The following is an 18,046-nucleotide window of genomic DNA, read 5'->3' as shown; positions in this document are numbered from 1 at the left end:
CGCGTCCGGGCTGAGGGGGCTCAACGTCCGGGCCGAGGGCTCGGCGTCCGAGGTGCCGTGGCTCAGCGTCCGGGGTGCCGTGGGCTCCGGGCCCGAGGCGGTATGGGTCCCTCCCGGCCAAGCGGGGTCCAGCCCCCCGGCCGGGTGCGTTGCAGCCGGTCGGGGGGCTGGACCCCGCCCGCCTGGGTCCTTCTTACGGGGAGGCGGCCGCCCCCTCCCCGCACGCCGCTTCCAGCCGCGCCGCCTGTCGCACCAGCTGGGTCGAGCCGCCGCGCGCCGCCGTAGCGGCCAGGCCGGGTATCCGCCCGGTCTGCGGAGGCCCGCTCCGCTCCGCGCATTCGGCGGCCACCGCGAGCAGATCGCTCAGTCCCCGTGGCGCCTTCTCCCTCCCGAGCAGCGCGGGAAGCACGGGGACCAGCACAGACAGCACCGTCCGGCAGGCCCCCGTCAACGCCGCCGTACGGGCGGAGTCCGCCAGCCTCGCCGGCTTCACCGACTCCCGCTCGATGAGGTCACCCAACTGGCCGGACAGCAGCTCCGCGTCCAGCCTGCCCCGCGCGGCCAGCACCAGCAGCGCGTCCACTGCCGACAGCCGGTCTTCGGCGAAACGCGCCCCGAGCCCGTAGGCCAGCGCGAGATGGACGGCGCGTCCGGCCGGCCCCTCGGTCTCGACCAGATCGGGCAGGGGCCAGGCCATGCCCCGCTGTTCCTCGACATCGGTGAGAGAGGGGAGCAGCCAGGCGGCCAAGGTGTCGGCGTCCTCGGGCAAGGTCGCGATCCAGTGCGGTGACCTGTCGCCCCAGTGGTAACACCGTTGCTGTCTGGGGGAGTGCGGGCGCCCGAGCCAGTGGAAGGTGCGGGGGAACTCCTGTTGGATGACCAGCCGTTCCTTCGTGGCCAGCAGGAGCCTGCGCGTGCCCACGACCGAACGCTGGAGCCAGCTGCGCTCCTGCCGAGGCTCCACCTCTACGGCGCGTCGGAGGACTGGGGCCACCGGTGCGTCCGCGCGGATCCAGGCGGCCAGCCGGTCGCCCTCCCGCGTGCCGAGAGCCGCTGCCGCGTCCGCCGCACGCGCCTCGCCGGTCCGGCGCACCCTCAGCAGTGCCTGACCGAAGTCGGCCGGGCCCGGTGTCAGCCCCCGATCGCGGTAGACGGTCAGTCGCTCGACCAGCTCCGCGGGGTCCAGGGAGCCGGTATGCCACGTGGGGGTGGCGAGGAGAAACGGCAGCTCGCTCTTCCGTATCGCGGCCGCGGCTTCCCACAGCCGGGCGTAGAGCACTCCGTCGAGGGCCGCGTGGCAGCAACTGCCCGTGGCCGTCCACCGGCTGCGGCCGTCGTCGATCGCGGTGTCGGAGACCCGGCCGAGGAACGCGGCCACGACGATCTGCACTCCGTCGTGGTTCCGCGAGAAGCGGCGGTCCGTTTCCGCCTGGGACAACTGGATCGCCGGATCCGCCCACCAGTGCCCCGCGAGGGCGGTCGGCAGCGCCTCGCTCAGACTCTTCCGGTCGTCATGGGCGCAGCGGATCAGTCCGTCCAGCACTCTCTCGAACGCGGTCACCTCCCCGGCGCCGGTGCGACTCAGGGCCACGTACTCCTCCACCAGTTCCGCCGCGCCGGACACGGGAGGCCCCAGGCGCCGCGCGACCGGCGCGGACGGCAGAATCTCCTCGTAGGCGTCGGCCGGGGGAGTCTCGGCCCGCGTCTCACCGAAGAGGGCGCGGGCAGCCGGCTGATGCACCGGACCCAACTGGGCCGCCAGATCCCGGATGTCCTCGCGCACGGCGGGTTTCGTGGCGGAGAGACGACGGGCCACGAGCTTCAGGGACTGCTCCTGGAGGGCGATGTCCGGGTGACCGAACACCTCCGCGACCAGCGGCAGGAGTTCGTCGGCGGCCTCCGGCGCGCGGCGCAGTACCTTGCCCAGCTGTACCAGTTGGGCGCGCACCAGCTTCTTCTCGGGACGGAAGAGGACGGGCCCCGAGACCTCGGCCCACTGGCGCACCGAGACCGCGCCCATGGCGTCGAGCCGGGTGAGCACGGACTGGGCGTGACTCGCCACGGCGGACGTGCCGTCCGACGCCATCGCGATCCAGTCCGAGATGCGCGCGCGTTCCTCCTCGGCCGTGGGTTCCAGCCCCTGCAACAGACGCAGGCAGAATCGCTGGTCCGCGGGTTTTCCGCCACGGAGCAGGCGGGTGACGCAGCGGTCCAGGAGAGGACCGCGATCCAGCAGGCCGTCCTTGGTGAGCACGGCCAGTGAGGCGGGCCAGTCGTCCGTCGGGTCGTGGGTGTTGGTCCATGTCACCTGGGTGGGCACCTCCGGCATCTCCAAGAGGTGCGGCACCAGTTCGGGGAGATGGGGTTCGTCGCGCAGGACGTCCACCAGGGGCCGTGACCGGCGGTGGCCCCACCGTGTCGCGTTGACGCGCTCCGACCAGCCGCGCACGAGCCCGTCCGACACGGGCAGGGGGCAGCCCGCCATCCGTACCAGCTCTGCGACCAGGCGGAACTCGGCGTCGGACTCGATGCTGCGGGCGCTCAGCCGGCGGGCGAGGTCGGCGAGCCAGTCGGGATCGCGGTCGGCCAGGACCCCGAGCAGCCTCGGGTACGGGGAATGCACCCACTCGCGCATGTCCCGTGCACCGATCCAGGTGGCGCATCCGGCGGCGCCGCCGTGACATCCGGCGCCGGCGATCAGGATCGCCTTCCGGGTCCTGGTGCGCTCGCCCCACGTCCAGGTGCGCGCCTGGGTGCGGAGTTGTTTCAACTCGGCCAGGGCCGAACGGCGTTCGGCCTTGTCCAGAGAAGCGAGGAGAGCGGGGATGTCGTCCAGGCGGCCCTCGTTGACCGCTGTGAGCAGCTCGCTCATCGTGCGCCTCCTGCGGTAACGGAGCCACGGCGGACCATGCGGACGGCCAGGGCGTGTTTGCACGGACCTCGTCGGCCCCGGTAGTCCGCCCACCACGGGCAGGTGCAGCTCAGCGCGCCGTCGCGCTCTCGGACCTGGTAGCGCCGGTCGCCGGACGCCACTGCGGCCAGGTCGCCGTCGAGGGTGACCGCGCCGGACCCGGCCAGCTGACGGGCCGCCACCAGCCTCGGATTGTGGCGCTCGGCGCGATCGGCGTCGTAGGGCAGCTCGCGGTGGAAGTACGCCGCGTCCGCGAGATCGTAGCCGACCCGGCCCGCTGTTCCGAGCCGGGTCAGCGCGGCCCGTACGCGCTGAACCGGAAGCCCCGACCGCTGCGCCAGCACCGCCGGCTCGATACGCGGTTCCCAGGCCAGCAGCACCGAGACCAGTTCGGCGTCGGCGGCGGCATCGTCCGTGGCGAGCGCTTCCAGGACGCCGCCCTCCCCGGAGAATCCGCGCGACACGTCGGGAGACAGGGTCAGCGTCAGCCGCATGCCGGGCAGCACTACCTCCCAGGCGCTGGCGGCCGGGGCGCCGTCGGCCGCAGGCCCGTACACCCGTAGCGCGGTCGCGTACCGCAGGACACGCTGCAGGGCTGCCAGGCGCTGGGGGCCCGGGAGGCAGACCGCCCCGGCCACCGGACGCGTCGTGGGCCGCAGGACACGGCCCGCCGGAACCACCCACTGCACACCGCGCGAGGCAGCACCGGGCGCGCGAGAGAGCGACCGCAGGAACCGGACGGCTTCGGCAGCCGGGAGTTCGGCCCGCAGATCGAATGCCGCGGACGCCACCTGGGCCTCGGCGAAGCCCCGCAGCCACCGGTCCGGGAGCGGGATCTTCTTCTCCACGATCCGCTCGCGGACCGTGGTGACCGCCAGCTCCTCCGGACCCACCCGCAGATGCAGCGGATCGTCACCGGCCGTCCGGGACAGGGCCTCCCGCAGGGGGTTGTTCACATCCACGTTCGTGGTGCCGTGACCCGTCTCGACGCCCTCCAGGCCCTCGCTCAGTATGTCGAGGCGCGCGTAGACCCCGCAGCAGCCGGAGAAGGACTCGAAGCGCAGCCGGTCGCCGTTCCCCGTCACCACGGGGTCCAGTGATGCGAGGAGACTCCGTTGGTAGTACCGGGCCGCCGCCACGTCCGCCACGGCCAGCAGGCCGCGCGCGGCGATGTGCGGCGCCGCCAGAAAGCCCTCGAAGAAGCGGGGGTGGGGTTCGGCGCCGCGCGGTGTGTGGCCGCCCGAGGTCTCCAGGCCGAGCAGCTGCCCGGCCTGCGAGGAACGCAGTGCGGAGGGACGGGAGTAGGCCAGCGCCTGTACGGATCGGGTCATGAAAAAAACCGTAGGACCCACCACTGACAATCGGCCGGGCGAGGAGTGCCGAAACGTGTCCGGGTACTCCGTCCCCCCTCGCGTCCGTCAGGCGTCCGCCGGGGTCACTGGCCTACTCGACCGGGCTGGAGGACCTTGGTGAACAGAACGGATCCCCCCTGTTCACGGAGGCGGACCGTCAACTCGCCGCTGACGCCGTCGATGTCCACCTCGCCGAACAGCGACGGCGACTCCATCGGGGAGACATTCGCTCGATCAGGTGATTTGACGAAGACCTGGTCAGGGCCGAAGGTCCGGTCGAGCGCATTGGCCGGGAACTGGCCCGCGGCCAGCGGCCCCGTGACGAACTCCCAGAAGGGGGCGAAGTCCTGGAACGCGGCCTTCTCCGGTCGGTAGTGCTGGGCGGAGGTGTAGTGCACATCGGCCGTCAGCCACACCGTTCCGGTGATCCGCTCGTGCTTGATGTGACGGAGCAGCTCCGCGATCTGGAGTTCACGGCCGAGCGGGGCACCGGGATCCCCCTGCGCCACCGCCTCGAAGTCCGTGGCGCCGTCGGCGACGACCAGGCCGAGCGGCATGTCGGCGGCGATCACCTTCCACACGGCCCGCGACGTCGACAACGCGCGCTTGAGCCACCGCAGCTGTTCGGCGCCGAGGATTCCGGTGGTGTCGTCGGCCTGCCGTCCGGGGGAGTTGGCATTGCGGAAGGTGCGCATGTCCAGCACGAACAGGTCCAGCAGCGGACCGTGCGGCACCACTCGGTGCACACGGCCCTCCGGATTCGCGGTGTGCAGGGTCGACACCGGGAAGTACTCGCGGAACGCCCTCATCGAGCGAGCGGCCAATACGTCCACGTTCTTCTCGGTGTACCGGGCGTCGTCGAGGATCTGGCCCGGATACCAGTTGTTCCGCACCTCGTGGTCGTCCCACTGGATCACCGAGGGCACCTGGGCGTTGAAGGCACGCAGGTTGTCATCGAGCAGGTTGTACCGGAAGTTCCCCCGGTACTCCGCCAGTGTCTCGGCGACCTTCGACTTCTCCACGGTGGTCAGGTTCCGCCAGACCCGCCCGTCGGGGAGCGTCACGCTCGGCTCGATCACCCCGTCCGCGTAGATGTTGTCACCACTGCACAGGAAGAAGTCCGGATCCAGGCGGCGCATCTCGTCGTACACCCGGTAGCCCCCGATGTCCGGGTTGATGCCCCAGCCCTGCCCCGCGATGTCACCGGACCACACGAAACGCACCCCGTCCCGCCGTCGGGCCGGAGCCGTCCGGAACGTGCCGTAGACCGGCCGGCCCGTACGGCGGGGGTCCTCCGGATCGGCGAGGGTCACCCGGTAGTGCACCTGCTCGCCGGCGGGCAGCCCGTGCAGCGGTGTCGTCCCCGTGAAATCCGTACCCGGACCCAGCAGCGGGCCGTGCCAGGTGCGCGTACGGCGGAAGGACTCCGTCGCCGAGGTCTCCACCAGCATTCGTGCCGGACGGTCGGAACGCACCCACACCAGGGCGGTCGACGCGGTGACGTCACCGACCTGCACGCCCCATGCCGCGTCCGGGCGGCCCGACTGCGCGAAGGCGGGGGCCGAGGAACCGAGGGCGGGGAGGGCGAGAGCGGCCGGGACCGCCAGCGAGCCGCGCAGCACGGTGCGGCGGCCGGGGGAGGGAACGCGCGGACGGAACGGCATCGAGGGACCTCCGGGGCGACGGAACGAATCTGCTGACCGACGCGCCCACCCTCGCGCCCGCCGGAGACCCCCAGACCAACGCGAGGTGAACACCCGGGCCCGGCACCGCCGGAGGGCGTTCAGGCACCATCGCCCTGAGCCTCCGCCAGCAGCCGTACCCCGCGCCCGATCTCGGCGGGCGGCAGATGCGCGTACCCGAGCACCAGAGCGATCGACCGGTCCGTCGGCGCCGCCGTCCCGCAGTCGCTCAGCGGACGCAGGGCGATCCCGGCCGCCTCCGCGCGGGCCAGGAAGTCCGCCTCGGGCCCGAAGCGCTCGGGCAGCCGGGCGATGATGTGCAGTCCGGCGGCGATTCCGCTGACGGCGGTGCCCGGGAAGTACGTGGACAGCGCCGTCGTCATGGCGTCGCGACGCTCCCGGTAGGCGCGCTGGCAGCGCCGCAGCTGACGGTCGTAGTCGCCCCGGACGACGAAGTCGGCGAGCACCGCCTGGTCCAGGCTCGGGTTTCCGAGATCCATCGTCCGCTTGCGGTCCACCAGCTCGTCCGTCATGGACGCCGGAGCCAGCAGCCAGCCCAGCCGCAGCCCGGGCGCGAGCGACTTGCTCACCGACCCGGTGTACGCGACATGCTCGGGGTCCAGCCCCTGCAGGGCGCCGACCGGGGCGCGGTCATAGCGGAAGTCACCATCGTAGTCGTCCTCCATGATCACCGCGTCGGTCTTCCGGGCCCAGTCGAGCAGTCGGCTGCGCCGGGCGGCGGAGTAGGCGATTCCGGTGGGGAACTGGTGGGCCTGCGTCGTCACCACGGCCCGCACCCCCGACGCGGCGAGCGGTTCGATCGCCAGCCCCTCGTCGTCCAGAGGAAGCCGTTTCGTGGCCAGCCCGGCGGAGGCGAAGAGCGCGGCGTGCTCGGGACTCCCGGGGTCCTCGACACCGACGGTGCGCTGCCCCCGTCCGTGCAGGACGAGACCCAGCAGGGTCGTGGCCTGGGCGACGCCCGAGCAGACCAGCAGCCGTTCCGGATCGGCCACCACCCCGCGGCGCCTCGTCAACAGCGCGGCGAGCGCGATGCGCAGTTCGGGCAGACCGCGCGGGTCCGGATACCCCAGGGCGCTGTGCGGCAGCCGGTTGATGACCGAACGGTGCGTGGCGGCCCAGGCGCTGCGGGGGAACAGCGAGAGATCGGGAGTGCCCGGGCGGAAGTCGACGACCGTGCCCGGTCCCCGGGGCGCCAGATCACGGGCCCCGTCGGCCGCCGCGCGCACCGATCCGCTCACCCAGGTTCCCGCCCCGCGGCCACTGCGCAGATAACTCTCCGCGGTCAGCTGCTCATAGGCCTCCGTGACCAGTCCGCGCGACACACCCAGATCGGCAGCGAGCGCACGGCTCGACGGCAGCCGGGTGCCCGGCACCAGACGGCCGGAACGCACGGCCTCGCGCAGCGCCGACTGCAGGGCACGCCCCCGGCCGCGAGCCGGCGCCGCCGCGGCCGGCAGCAGCAGCTCCCAGGCCGCCGATACGGACTTGTGCACGTCAGCGGCATGGACATGCTCTGGATTGGTCCTCGAAGACGTCATGAATGTGGACCTTAATCCGAGCCGCCCGGTTGCCTAGCGTCATTGACATGAATACGAACTCACTGCGCGGCGCCGTACTCGCCGCCTTCGCCTGCGTCCTCGTCGGTGCCTCCTTCACCGCCAACAGCGTGCTCGGCAACTACCCCTACGCTGGGGGACAGACCCTGCGCTACGGCCTCGCCGCCCTGCTGCTCATCCCTCTCCTCAGGCCGCCCGAGGGGCCCGGGCCGACGGAGGTGCTGCGCGCGCTCACCCGCCGCCAGTGGGCGCGGCTCGCCGTACTGGCCGCCGTGGGAATGGTCGGGTTCAACCTGGCCGTCCTGACCGCGGAACGCTCGGCGGAACCGGCAGTTCCGGGCGTGTTCGTCGGCTGCGCCCCGATTGTCGTCGCCGTTCTCGTGCCGCTCGGCGAGGGCCGTCGGCCGACGCGAACCGTCCTGCTCGCGGCCACCCTGGTCGCCGCCGGCGCCTTCACCGTGCAGGGATGGGGCCGCACGGACACCGCGGGCATCGTGCTGTCCGTCGGCGCGCTGGCCGGTGAGGTCGGATTCGCGCTGATCGCCGTACCCGTGCTGCGCCCGCTGGGACCCCGGCTCCTGTCCGCGACCGCGTGCGCACTGGCCGCGGCGGAGTCCGCCGTCCTGGGCGTGGTCCTCGACGGGGCGGGGTTCATGCGCGTGCCCACGGGTGAGGAGACGGTGGCACTGCTCTGGCAGGCGGCCGTGGTCACGGTCATCGGGTTCGTCTGCTGGTACCGGGGGATCCAGCGCATCGGCGCCGAGCGGGCCACGCTGTTCTCCGGGCTGATCCCCGTCTCCGCCGCTGTCACGGCTCCGCTGGTCGGCGTCGGTACGTACGGGCCGGCCCAGGCCGCCGGGAGCTGTCTGGTCGGGTTCGGCGTGGCGATCGGCTCAGGTCTGCTGCGGCGGCGCGGGGGTGGGCCGGCCGCGGATTCAGCGGCTCGTGTCGAGGATCACGCGGGAGACGAGAGCGGGGTCGTCGCTCATGGGGACGTGACCGCAGCCGGGAAGCCGGACGAGCCGGGCCTCGGGCAGCGTGCGCTTGGCCCGGACGCCCTGGCGGCGAAGAAGCAGCCGGTCGCGGTCGCCCCAGGCGATGGTCACCGGTAGGCCCGCTACGTCGTCGCGGAACAGGGTGTTCCGTCCGGCGGCGAGCGTCTGGTGGAAGCCGGTCGCCTCGCGCAGGGCCAGGGTTTCGGACGTCGCCGCCTCGGGGGAGCGGCGACCGGGCCGAGCGTAGATGGTGCTGGTGAGGACCGTACGCCCGGCGGCGCTGCGGGACAGTCGTTCTATGAGGGGCAACGGCATGGACAAGGCCGCCCGTCGCATGGCGCGCAGCGTTGTGAACGCGTACCGGCGCTCGCTCTCGTTCCAGAAACCGGCGGGGGACAGGGCCGTCACGGAACGCGCGAGTCCCACCCGTCCCAGTTCCAGGGCGAGCAGCCCGCCGAGGGAGTTCCCGGCCACATGGGGCCGGGCCACCCCGATGGCCTCGCAGAAGGCCCCGAGCACGGGGACCACGGTGCCGAGGTCGTACGGGAGGGCGTCGGGCAGGCCGGGTGAGGTGCCGAATCCGGGCAGGTCGACGGCTATGACATCCCGCTCGACGGCGAGGACCGGAATGACCGGGTCCCACGCCTGGCGGTGGTGGCCGATGCCGTGGAGCAGCACCAGGGGCGCCCCGGAACCCGAACGCTCGTAGGCCACGGAAACTGTGCGCGGTCCTCGGGGCGACTCGACGGTGAACGAGGCAGCGGCCATGGGCACACTCCTGGGGGACGCGGCGCGACAGGTGCCGCGCCGACCGGTAGACGGGATGTCAACAACAATTACCGCCAGGTAGCTTGCAGTACAAGGGGCATGCGCGAGAGGAACTGGACACCGCGCGACGCGTCGGCTGGGATGGTCCGGTGACAGCCGAAACCGCGACCGACGTCTTCGAGGAGCACCGCCACGTTCTGATCGGGGTCGCCTATCGGATGCTCGGCCGTATCGCCGACGCCGAAGACGTGGTCCAGGAGGCATGGCTCCGGTGGTCGGCCGCCTCCCGGGAGGGCGTGCGTGAGCCGCGTGCCTTCCTCGTTCGGATCGTGACCCGTCTCGCCATCGACCGGCTGCGCCAGATCGGCACGCGACGCGAGGCCTACGTCGGACCGTGGCTGCCGGAGCCCCTGGTCACCGACTTCGGGCCCACCGTCCCCGACACGGCGGAGCGGGCCGTTCTCGCCGAGTCAGTCTCCGTCGCCGTGCTCGTGGTCCTCGAATCGCTCTCCCCGCTGGAACGCGCGGTCTTCGTGCTGCGCGAGGCCTTCGGATTCCCGTACGCGGAGATCGCGACCACGCTCGACCGGGGCGAGGCGGCCGTGCGCCAGCTCGCGGGGCGGGCCCGGCGCCATGTGGAGGAACGCAAGCCCCGGTACGACGTCGACCCCGCCCAGCGCCGCGATCTCACCGAGCGCTTCCTCGCCGCGGCGGCCGGAGGCGACATCGAGGAACTGCTGGCGCTCCTGGCGCCCGACGTACGGCTCGTCAGTGACAGCGGTGGCAGGTCCAAGGCGCCGCTCCGGATCGTGGAGAGCGCGGACAAGGTCGGCAGGTTCCTCTTCGCGGTCGCCCACGGGGAGGTCTTGGGCATGGAGATCCGTTTGATGGAGCTCAACGGCGCGCCGGGCGCCCTGTTCCTCTCCGGCGGACGTCCGGACTCCGTGTGCCAGGTGGAGATGCGGAACGGCGTAGTCCAGTGCGTCTACATCGTTCGCAACCCCGACAAGCTCACCACCCTCGCCGTCGACTAGCCACACGTACGTCGGGGCGCCGACCGCGAGCTGTCGCCAGGGTCCCGCCCGCCACGGCCCCCGTCTCCCGTTACCCCGCCGAGAACCGGAGGCGCCGGAACGGTTGCCGCGCTCCCGCTCCGAGGCGCACCCCGAGCCCCACGACCCGCCCCGGACGTGGGGCTTTGCGCTGCGCGCGGTCCTCAGGTCCGCGAACGTCCTGTGAACGCTGTGCGGCGGACCTTCGATTCACAGCTTCGCGGGCCGAGGATTGGTCTTGACCAAGGGGGTGCGTCGTCCTATGGTCTCAACGTTAAGACAGGAACCTTTAATAAATAACGTCGCGGAAAAGCCGCTGGGCGATTGCGGAGGACAGGGTGGGGACCACGCAGCTGGAAACGGTGCAGGAGCCGAAGTACTGGCACCTCAAGACCGTGCTCAGTGAGGCACTCGACTCGGACTTTGCGGTGGGGGAGATCCTTCCCAACGAGCGTGAGCTCGCCGCCCGGTTCGGCGTCGCCAGAGCCACGCTCCGGCAGGCCCTGGAACAGCTCGAACTGGAGGGCAGGCTGCAGCGCCGCCGCGGCGTGGGCACCACCGTCGCCCCGCCCCGTGTGGGCGTCGCCGTCTCCACGGCCCGGCACGACTGGACCGGCGGCGGTGCGGGCGAGGCATGGCAGGCCGTCGACTGCGAGAGCGCGGCGGCACCGGCCGCCGTGGCCGGCATGCTCGACATCGGTGTCGACGAGCCCGTGCACATCGTGCGCCGCATCCGCGTCACCCAGGGGCAGGCGGTGGCGGCGGAGCTGCTCTACGTGCCCTCCGCCTCCGTCCCGGACCTCTCGGCCATAGAGACGCCGTCCGGACCCGCCCGGGCCCGCAACGTCGTGCGCGAACTGCACCGGCTGGGCCTCGACGGCCAGGACCGTTCCGTCGAACTCGGCTCGGCCCGCGTCGACGACGCCAAGGAACTCGACCGGCTCCCCGGGGCTCCCGTCCTCGTCGTCACCACCCGCTACCTCGCGGCCGGCGGCACCGCGGCCGTCTCCGTCGCCACCTACAGGGCCGACACCTGCCGCCTCACCTTCGGCGACTCCGGTGGCCTGGAGATCAGCCACCACGAGGACGCACGCCAGGCGTCCTGACCCACGCTCGCTTCCGCCCGCCCCTGCCGGGGCGGGCACCCACGGCCCGTCGCGTCAGCGGCGGGCCGTCACCGTTCCCTCCACCGCGAACAGCTCCTCCTCGACATGGTCGAGCGCCAGCCTCAGCGCCCCCGTGGCCACTGCGGCCTCCCCGAGGAGCGACAGAGCCACCCGCGGGGGGCGCAGACAGTAACGGGCCAGCTCGTTGCGCAGCGGGTCCAGAACGCCGTCCAGGCCGGCTGCCCAGCCCCCCACGACCACCAGCTCGGGATCGAGCGCCAGCGCCAGTGCCGCCACGTCGTGGACCAGCCGCTGGATGAACCGTTCGACAGCTGCCTGCGCCTGCTCGTCACCGTGTCTCGCCTTCGCGAACACCGCGGCGACCGCCTGCTCGTCCAGCGGGTCCAGAGGCGTGTCCGTCGTCGACAGCAGCCTCTCCGGCGTCACCTCGCGACCCAGCAGATGCAGTGCGCCGATCTCCCCGGCCGCCCCACCGAATCCGCGGTGCAACCGGCCCCCGATCAGCGACCCGGCGCCGGGGCTCAGGCCGGCCAGCACGAACACGATGTCGTCGGACTCCCTGCCCGCACCCTTCCAGTGCTCGGCCACGGCCGCCGCGTTCGCATCGTTCTCGACGAGCACGGGACAACGGAACGAGCGACCGAGGCGTTCACCGAGTGCCAGCCCCGTCCAGCCCGGCAGCGCCGTGCCGAGCCGCACCGTGCCATCGGCCTCGACGATGCCGGGGCTGCCCACACCGACCGCCCGCAGACTGCTCCGCGCCACACCCGTCCGCCGCAGGACGTCCGCGACGACGGCCCGCACCTTGTCGAGCCGGTCGTCCGCACTCGCCGTCTCCGACACCTCACGCGACCCCGCCCCGATGATCCGGCCGTCCAAGCCCGACAACAGCGCCGACACCCGGTGAGGACCGATCTCGATACCCAGCAGGTGTCCCGCCTCGGCCCGGAACCGGAAACGGCGGGCCGGACGTCCCTGCCGCCGCGCCTCCGCGCCGTCCGGCGCCGACTCGACAACGAGGCCCGCCTCGAAGAGGCCCTCCATGACGCCTTCGACCGTCGGCCGGGACAGGCCCGTGATCCGCGTCAGATCCGTGAGCGTAGGAGACCCCGCACCTCGGAGGGCATGCAGCACCACCGCGGAATTGATCCGACGCAGCAACGACGGGTCCCCACCGGTCAGCCGGCCCACGGTGTGTCCTCCCAGCTCGCGCGCATGTCAGGCGGATGGTACTCGCTGCTCAGGGGCGTGGCGACCGCGGGCGCCGACACCGCCCCGGAACGCCCCGAATCAGCTCGGCGAGACGAAGCCGGACTCGAATGCGGCGATCACCGCCTGGGTGCGGTCCCGGGCGCCCAACTTGGCGAGAACCGCGCTGACATGGGTCTTCACCGTTTCCACACTGACCACCAGATGCGTGGCGATCTCCGCGTTGGACAGACCGCGGGACATGAGTCGCAGCACAGCCCCCTCCCGCTCGGTCAGTGACGCCCGCTCCATGACCTTCCTGGCCCTGTTCGTGCCGTACTCCGCGGCCAGCTGCCGGACGGCTGCGGGGAACAGCAGTGACTCCCCTTCCGCCACCAGCCGCACCGCGTGCACGATCTCGGCGGGCCGAGCGCGCTTGAGGAGAAAACCGTCCGCCCCCGCGCGCAGCGCCTCGTACACGTACTCGTCGTTCTCGAACGTCGTCACCACCAGAATCTTCGGCGGATCCGGCACCGATCGCAGTACGACGCGCGTCGCTTCCATGCCGTCCATGAGCGGCATCCGGACATCCATCGCGACCACGTCGGGGCGCAGCCGACGCACAAGGGGAATCACCGCCGCACCGTCACCCGCTTCACCCACGACCTCGATGTCGGGCTGGGCATCCAGGACCGCACGGAGTCCGGCGCGGACCAATGGCTCGTCGTCGACGAGAAGAACGGTTACCGGCATCGGCTCACCCTATGCGGTCGAGCGGAAGGCTCGCGTGCACCATCCATTCCCCCTTGTGCGGGCCCGTCCTGGCGCTGCCGCCAAGGAGCGATGCCCGTTCCCTGATCCCACGCAGACCACTGCCGCCCTCGGACACGACCGCAGTGCCGGATATCAGTGGATTGGTCACTTTCAGATCCAGTGCTCGTTCCGTCACGCTGATGCGGACCCGCACCGGAACCGATCCGGAGTGCCGCAACACATTGGTGAGTGCCTCCTGAAGAATCCGGTAGCCCTCACGCGACACCGGCGCGGGCACCCGGTCCAGTGGACCGGAGACATGAGCGTCCACCTCGGCGCCTGAACCGCGTGCCGAGTCCAGCAGCCGGTCGGCCTCGCTCAGCGACGGCCGCCGCCCCGGCGGCACGTCCGTCTCGCGCAGGATCCTCAGCACCCGTTCCAGATCGTCCAGCGCGTTGCGTCCCGTCTCCTCGATCGCCGCCAGCGCACGTTCGGTGAAGACCGGATCGCCCGCTGTGCGGGCAGCGCCAGCCTGGACCACCGCGACCGTCAGGGCATGTCCGATCGAGTCGTGCAGTTCGCGCGCGATGCGGTTCCGTTCGAGGAGTTGTTCTGTGCGTGCCTCCAATGCGGTCAGCCGCTGCGCGGGCGTCGGTCCGAGCAGCCATCGGGCAGCCGCAGTGATCAGGTCACCACAGACCACGACGACGGCGAGCAGCACCGCGAGGGGGATGGGTGCCAGGATCGCCGACCACCACCGCGCGCCGAGACCGGAAACGAGCCAGGCGTCACTGGTCTCGAATCCCGCCGACGACCTGATGAGGTCGACCGTCGTGGCCAGCAGCCACACCGTGCTCATCCCGGCCAGCCCGGAGCAGACCAACCGGACCTCCAGCCAGAGGGCGGTGCGCCAGCGCTCGGACCAGGAGGACGAAGAGGCGACGGAGATGGACGACTCGGGATCACCGCGCTCGCGAGGCGTGAGCAGCAGCTGGGCCTGGACGCCTTCCGCGAGTCGCATGCCCGGTATCAGACCCACGGCCGCGGCCAGCGCAACAGGCACGCACGGCAGGTCCGTCGAGATGTACAGCCATACGCTCACGACGGCGCCCGGCAGGAGCAGGTGCAACCATCGGGTGTAGGTGACGGGGTCGGCCAACCGGCGGACGAAGCTGTGCATGCCGCCATCGTGCCAGCGTGGCTCACCCGGCGGCTCCCCCGAGCGAGGGAGATGACCTACCCCTGCGGGGGAGGCCCGACCCGGGGCGCGGCGGCGACGCTAAGCACATGACCAGCATCGACGTCCACGAACTCACCAAGGACTACGGCAGCACCCGCGCTGTCGACCGACTCACGTTCAGCGTGCGGCCGGGCAGCGTCACCGGGTTCCTGGGGCCGAACGGAGCGGGAAAGTCGACCACCATGCGATTGGTGCTCGGCTTGATCCGCCCCACCGCCGGTACGGCGACCTTCGACGGGCAGCCGTACGTCGGCCTCAGCCACCCGCTGCGCCGCGTAGGAGCGCTCCTCGACGCCCAGGCCGCTCACGGCTCCCGCACCGCGCGCGACCACCTCCTGGCGCTGGCGACGAGCAACGGGGTTGGGAAGTCACGCGTCGAGGCCGTACTGGAGGAAGCAGGACTCGGGCCTGTCGGAGGCCGGCGCATCAGAACGTTCTCACTCGGCATGCGCCAGCGCCTGGGCATAGCCGCTGCCCTCCTCGGAGACCCCGATGTCGTCATGCTCGACGAGCCGTCGAACGGCCTGGACCCGGAAGGCATCATCTGGATCCGGGAGTTGATGAGGCGACTGGCCCGGGAGGGCCGGACCGTACTGGTCTCCAGCCATCTGATGAACGAGACCTCCTCGTTCGCCGACCATCTGATCGTCCTGGGCGGAGGCCGACTCCTTGCCGACCTCCCGATGCAGGAGTTCCTGGACTCCCGTAGCCGGCCACGGGTGCGAGTGCGCACGACGGAGCCGGTGCGGTTCGGCGAGGCGCTGGATCGCGCGGGATTCCACGCCCAGCAGGGCGCAGACGGGCTGTGGACCGTCGATGGTGCGCGGGCCGAGGAGATCGGGGGCCTTGCGGCGGCGGAAGGCATCCCGTTGCTCCAACTCGTCGACGAGCGGACCACGCTCGAACAGGCATACATCGACCTCACCTCAGAGGCTGCGGAGTTCGCCTCGGCCGCATACCTCAACCCTTCCTGTCAGGAGGCCTGACCATGACGACCACCGCGATCCTGCGTTCCGAGTGGATCAAGATGAGATCGGTGCGATCCGTTACCGGATCCCTGGCCGCGATCTTCCTGGCCACCCTGGCCATCACCGTCCTGGTCTCCGCAACCATCGGGCAGGCCGAGGCGGAAAAGGACGGCGCCGATCTGGTGTTCGGCGCCTTCTACGCCCTGAACTTCGCCCAGATCGCAGCCATCAGCTTCGGCGCGATGGCGATCTCCACGGAGTACGTCAACGACGGCCTCCGGATCTCGCTGACCGCCGTCCCACGCCGCACGCGGCTCTTCGCCGTCAAGATGTCCCTCATCGGGAGCACGGCGTTGGCGGCCGGGCTGTTCACCGCCTTCAGCAGCTTTCTGGTCGGCCAACTGTTCATGGGCGACCACGCCATCGGCCTCGGAGAGCCCGGCGCACTGCGTGCGGCCTTCGGCAGCGGCATATACCTGGCACTGATGGCCCTCCTCGCGGCCGGTCTGGCCGTCCTCCTCCGGAGTGCCGCAGCTGTGCTCGGGGTGTTGATCCCCTTCATTCTGATCGCCTCGTTCGTCGTGGGCGATGTTGCGGGCGGGGCAGCCGACTACCTGCCCGACCGTGCCGGTCAGTTGGTAGTCCACCAGCAGCAGGAGAGCGGCAGCCTGGGGCCTTGGGCGGGGCTGGCCGTCACGGCCGGGTGGACTGCGGCTGCCCTGCTGGGCGGATGCTGGGCGATACGACGTCGGGACGTCTGAGCGATGTCATTGCACGCGGCGATGCACATCACCACGGATCCGACCTCGGCGGACGAGAGTGCACGGTGGAGCGGCAGGAAGCCGGATGGATCGATCAGGGCTGTGGGCCACGAAGTCCTCAAGATTGTGGGCCTCCACGACTGGCTGCATCACGCTCACGCGGCGAGTGTTCCGCATGGTCCGACTGGCCGCTGGTCGATTTCCGGCGGTGGTACCGGTCGGGTACGGATCGAGGCACGGGCCGTCCTGCCGCGCGGATGCTCTGGGGCAACGCTGCCCACATACCGTTTCGCGGTACCTCGACCGTGCTGCTACCGCCAGGACTCAGCGTGGCGCGGGCCCACGAGGGATCGGCTGGCCCCACCCACGTCCCGGCGACGCGAAACGGGCTCTTCGTCCAGCGGCTTACGCGTCGCGGCCGCGGCAGAGCTCCCGGTCCACAAGTGTGCTCATCGCGGCCTGGGTGGCCTCGTCGCCCTCGCTGGTGGCGTACACGACAGCGGTCCGGGTTCCGTCGGGGGTGATGCCGATCCAGGTGCGGTAGCCGAGGAGTTCGCCGGGGTGGCCGAAGTAGGTGCCACCGCAAGAGAGCGGGATCGAACCGATTCCGAGTCCGTAACGCACCCCGAGCGCGGGTGCCGGCACGGTGGTCGTCATGTCGTCGAACTGGGCGGGCGCGATGAGACGGCCGTCGAGAAGAGCGGAGTAGAAGAGGGAGAGGTCGTGGGTGGTGCTGATGATCGAGCCCGAGCCGGTGGCCATGGTCGTGTCGAGAGCGGTTACATCGAGGGCGGGTCCTGTGGCGTCGCCGAAAGTGGAGTAGCTACGAGCATGCGGGCCGGGGACGGAGGAGGACGTGCCGGGGATGCTGGTGCCACGCAGGCCCAAGGGGCGGATGATCCGGTCCGTTACTTCGTGGTCCCAGGTCCGGCCGGTGGCCCTTTCGATGATCATCGCTGCCAGAACGTAGTTGGTGTTGGAGTACGACCAGTCCCTGCCCGGTGGAAAGGTCGGGGTGCGTCGCATGGCCAGGGCGACCACCTGCGAGGGCGCGTAGGTGCGGAAGCGCTGCGTGCGATAGCCGTCCGCGTCGGCGAGGGAAGGGATGTCGGGGAGGGCGTCAGGGATACCGCTGGTGTGCTGGAGGAGCTGGCGCACGGTGACGAGGCGGCCGTCGTTGCCGTTTCCGTGAACGATGCCGGGCAGCCAATGGTCGACGGTGTCGTCCAGCGCGATGCGTCCTTCGCCGACGAGTTGCAGGATCACGGTGGCGGTGAAGGTCTTGGTGACACTGCCGACTCGGAACCGACCGTCATGAGGCATGGGGGCGTTGCCGCCCTGCACCGCGGTGCCGGCTCGTGCGACCTCCCGCCTGCCGGGGGAGGTCACCTCGGCGGACACACCCACGGTCCCGGTCCGGTGGACGGCGTCCACCTCGTTCTGGAGCTGGCCGGTCGGGCGGGGCGATGCGGCGGCGGGCAGAACCGCAGAGGCGGCGAGGAGGGCGGAGGCTGTGACGGTGAGTGTGACGGCACTTCGGCGGGCACGGGCTAAGAGACGCATGGCGGACTCGTCCTTCCTGAGATCTGGCATGGCTGGGGAGCTACGACCGGGGCCACTGCACGGGCCGTTGGGCGACGGGTGTCCATGGCATCAGTGGCGCAGGGGGCCG

General features: G+C 71.3%; 13 protein-coding genes and 1 pseudogene. 5 read left to right on the top strand and 9 right to left on the bottom strand.

Annotated features, from left to right (window positions below):
• Positions 1-193: 193 nt before the first annotated feature.
• The 4 genes from ACWCXC_RS05465 to pdxR form a co-directional block, all read right to left on the bottom strand.
• Positions 194-2,872 carry a DUF7824 domain-containing protein gene (locus tag ACWCXC_RS05465; RefSeq protein WP_450886758.1) on the bottom strand — a complete coding sequence of 893 codons (2,679 nt, stop codon included), beginning with the start codon at positions 2,870-2,872 and terminating at the stop codon, positions 194-196.
• Positions 2,869-4,242 carry an SWIM zinc finger family protein gene (locus ACWCXC_RS05460; RefSeq protein ID WP_450886756.1) on the bottom strand — a complete coding sequence of 458 codons (1,374 nt, stop codon included), beginning with the start codon at positions 4,240-4,242 and terminating at the stop codon, positions 2,869-2,871. The genes ACWCXC_RS05465 and ACWCXC_RS05460 overlap by 4 nt, the downstream gene beginning before the upstream one ends.
• A gap of 104 nt (positions 4,243-4,346) precedes the next feature.
• The gene (locus ACWCXC_RS05455; RefSeq protein ID WP_450886754.1) at positions 4,347-5,927 is read right to left on the bottom strand and encodes an alkaline phosphatase D family protein; all 1,581 of its coding nucleotides are present in this window, start codon (positions 5,925-5,927) and stop codon (positions 4,347-4,349) included.
• 119 nt (positions 5,928-6,046) lie between these two features.
• A complete protein-coding gene (gene pdxR / locus ACWCXC_RS05450; protein ID WP_450886752.1) occupies positions 6,047-7,504 on the bottom strand; it encodes a MocR-like pyridoxine biosynthesis transcription factor PdxR in 1,458 nt (485 codons plus the stop codon).
• Between the two features lie 2 nt (positions 7,505-7,506).
• Here pdxR and ACWCXC_RS05445 point away from each other — a divergent pair.
• Positions 7,507-7,968: pseudogene (locus ACWCXC_RS05445) on the top strand (EamA family transporter); the annotation flags it as partial.
• Positions 7,969-8,457: 489 nt separating this feature from the next.
• Here the strand turns inward: ACWCXC_RS05445 and ACWCXC_RS05440 are convergent.
• On the bottom strand, positions 8,458-9,285 hold the full coding sequence (locus ACWCXC_RS05440; RefSeq protein ID WP_450680040.1) for an alpha/beta fold hydrolase: 828 nt from the start codon (positions 9,283-9,285) through the stop codon (positions 8,458-8,460).
• A gap of 149 nt (positions 9,286-9,434) precedes the next feature.
• Between ACWCXC_RS05440 and sigJ the strand changes: the two genes are divergently transcribed.
• Together sigJ and ACWCXC_RS05430 are read left to right on the top strand one after the other, a co-directional pair.
• Complete coding sequence (sigJ, locus tag ACWCXC_RS05435) at positions 9,435-10,319, top strand: RNA polymerase sigma factor SigJ (protein WP_450886750.1); 885 nt, start codon at positions 9,435-9,437, stop codon at positions 10,317-10,319.
• Between the two features lie 356 nt (positions 10,320-10,675).
• Positions 10,676-11,443, top strand: a complete 768-nt coding sequence (locus ACWCXC_RS05430; protein ID WP_450680042.1) for a GntR family transcriptional regulator — start codon at positions 10,676-10,678, stop codon at positions 11,441-11,443.
• Between the two features lie 54 nt (positions 11,444-11,497).
• On the opposite strand, the gene ACWCXC_RS05425 is transcribed toward ACWCXC_RS05430, so the two are convergent.
• The 3 genes from ACWCXC_RS05425 to ACWCXC_RS05415 form a co-directional block, all read right to left on the bottom strand.
• Positions 11,498-12,655, bottom strand: coding sequence for an ROK family protein (locus ACWCXC_RS05425; RefSeq protein WP_450680043.1), 1,158 nt, complete (start codon positions 12,653-12,655; stop codon positions 11,498-11,500).
• Positions 12,656-12,754: 99 nt separating this feature from the next.
• Complete coding sequence (locus ACWCXC_RS05420) at positions 12,755-13,405, bottom strand: response regulator (protein ID WP_450680044.1); 651 nt, start codon at positions 13,403-13,405, stop codon at positions 12,755-12,757.
• Positions 13,406-13,409: 4 nt separating this feature from the next.
• Complete coding sequence (locus ACWCXC_RS05415) at positions 13,410-14,585, bottom strand: sensor histidine kinase (RefSeq protein ID WP_450886747.1); 1,176 nt, start codon at positions 14,583-14,585, stop codon at positions 13,410-13,412.
• Positions 14,586-14,692: 107 nt separating this feature from the next.
• On the opposite strand from ACWCXC_RS05415, the gene ACWCXC_RS05410 reads away from it, so the two are divergent.
• Together ACWCXC_RS05410 and ACWCXC_RS05405 are read left to right on the top strand one after the other, a co-directional pair.
• Complete coding sequence (locus ACWCXC_RS05410) at positions 14,693-15,631, top strand: ATP-binding cassette domain-containing protein (RefSeq protein WP_450886745.1); 939 nt, start codon at positions 14,693-14,695, stop codon at positions 15,629-15,631.
• Between the two features lie 2 nt (positions 15,632-15,633).
• Positions 15,634-16,374 (top strand): ABC transporter permease, encoded by a 741-nt coding sequence (locus tag ACWCXC_RS05405; protein WP_450886743.1) that lies wholly within the window; start codon positions 15,634-15,636, stop codon positions 16,372-16,374.
• Positions 16,375-16,779: 405 nt separating this feature from the next.
• Here ACWCXC_RS05405 and ACWCXC_RS05400 read toward each other — a convergent pair whose 3' ends face one another.
• Positions 16,780-17,967, bottom strand: coding sequence for a serine hydrolase domain-containing protein (locus ACWCXC_RS05400; protein ID WP_450886741.1), 1,188 nt, complete (start codon positions 17,965-17,967; stop codon positions 16,780-16,782).
• Positions 17,968-18,046: the final 79 nt, after the last annotated feature.

The organism is Streptomyces sp. NPDC001515 (assembly GCF_053597115.1).
Note: the sequence above shows the minus strand (reverse complement) of the source record. Positions and strands in the feature narration are given on the sequence as shown.

Bases quoted from the DNA above. Each gene is read 5' to 3' on its own strand.
- ACWCXC_RS05465 (WP_450886758.1), bottom strand. From the start codon at position 2,872: ATGAGCGAGCTGCTCACAGCGGTCAACGAGGGCCGCCTGGACGACATC.
- ACWCXC_RS05460 (WP_450886756.1), bottom strand. From the start codon at position 4,242: ATGACCCGATCCGTACAGGCGCTGGCCTACTCCCGTCCCTCCGCACTG.
- ACWCXC_RS05455 (WP_450886754.1), bottom strand. From the start codon at position 5,927: ATGCCGTTCCGTCCGCGCGTTCCCTCCCCCGGCCGCCGCACCGTGCTG.
- pdxR (WP_450886752.1), bottom strand. From the start codon at position 7,504: ATGACGTCTTCGAGGACCAATCCAGAGCATGTCCATGCCGCTGACGTG.
- ACWCXC_RS05440 (WP_450680040.1), bottom strand. From the start codon at position 9,285: ATGGCCGCTGCCTCGTTCACCGTCGAGTCGCCCCGAGGACCGCGCACA.
- ACWCXC_RS05420 (WP_450680044.1), bottom strand. From the start codon at position 13,405: ATGCCGGTAACCGTTCTTCTCGTCGACGACGAGCCATTGGTCCGCGCC.
- ACWCXC_RS05415 (WP_450886747.1), bottom strand. From the start codon at position 14,585: ATGCACAGCTTCGTCCGCCGGTTGGCCGACCCCGTCACCTACACCCGA.
- ACWCXC_RS05410 (WP_450886745.1), top strand. From the start codon at position 14,693: ATGACCAGCATCGACGTCCACGAACTCACCAAGGACTACGGCAGCACC.
- ACWCXC_RS05405 (WP_450886743.1), top strand. From the start codon at position 15,634: ATGACGACCACCGCGATCCTGCGTTCCGAGTGGATCAAGATGAGATCG.
- ACWCXC_RS05400 (WP_450886741.1), bottom strand. From the start codon at position 17,967: ATGCCAGATCTCAGGAAGGACGAGTCCGCCATGCGTCTCTTAGCCCGT.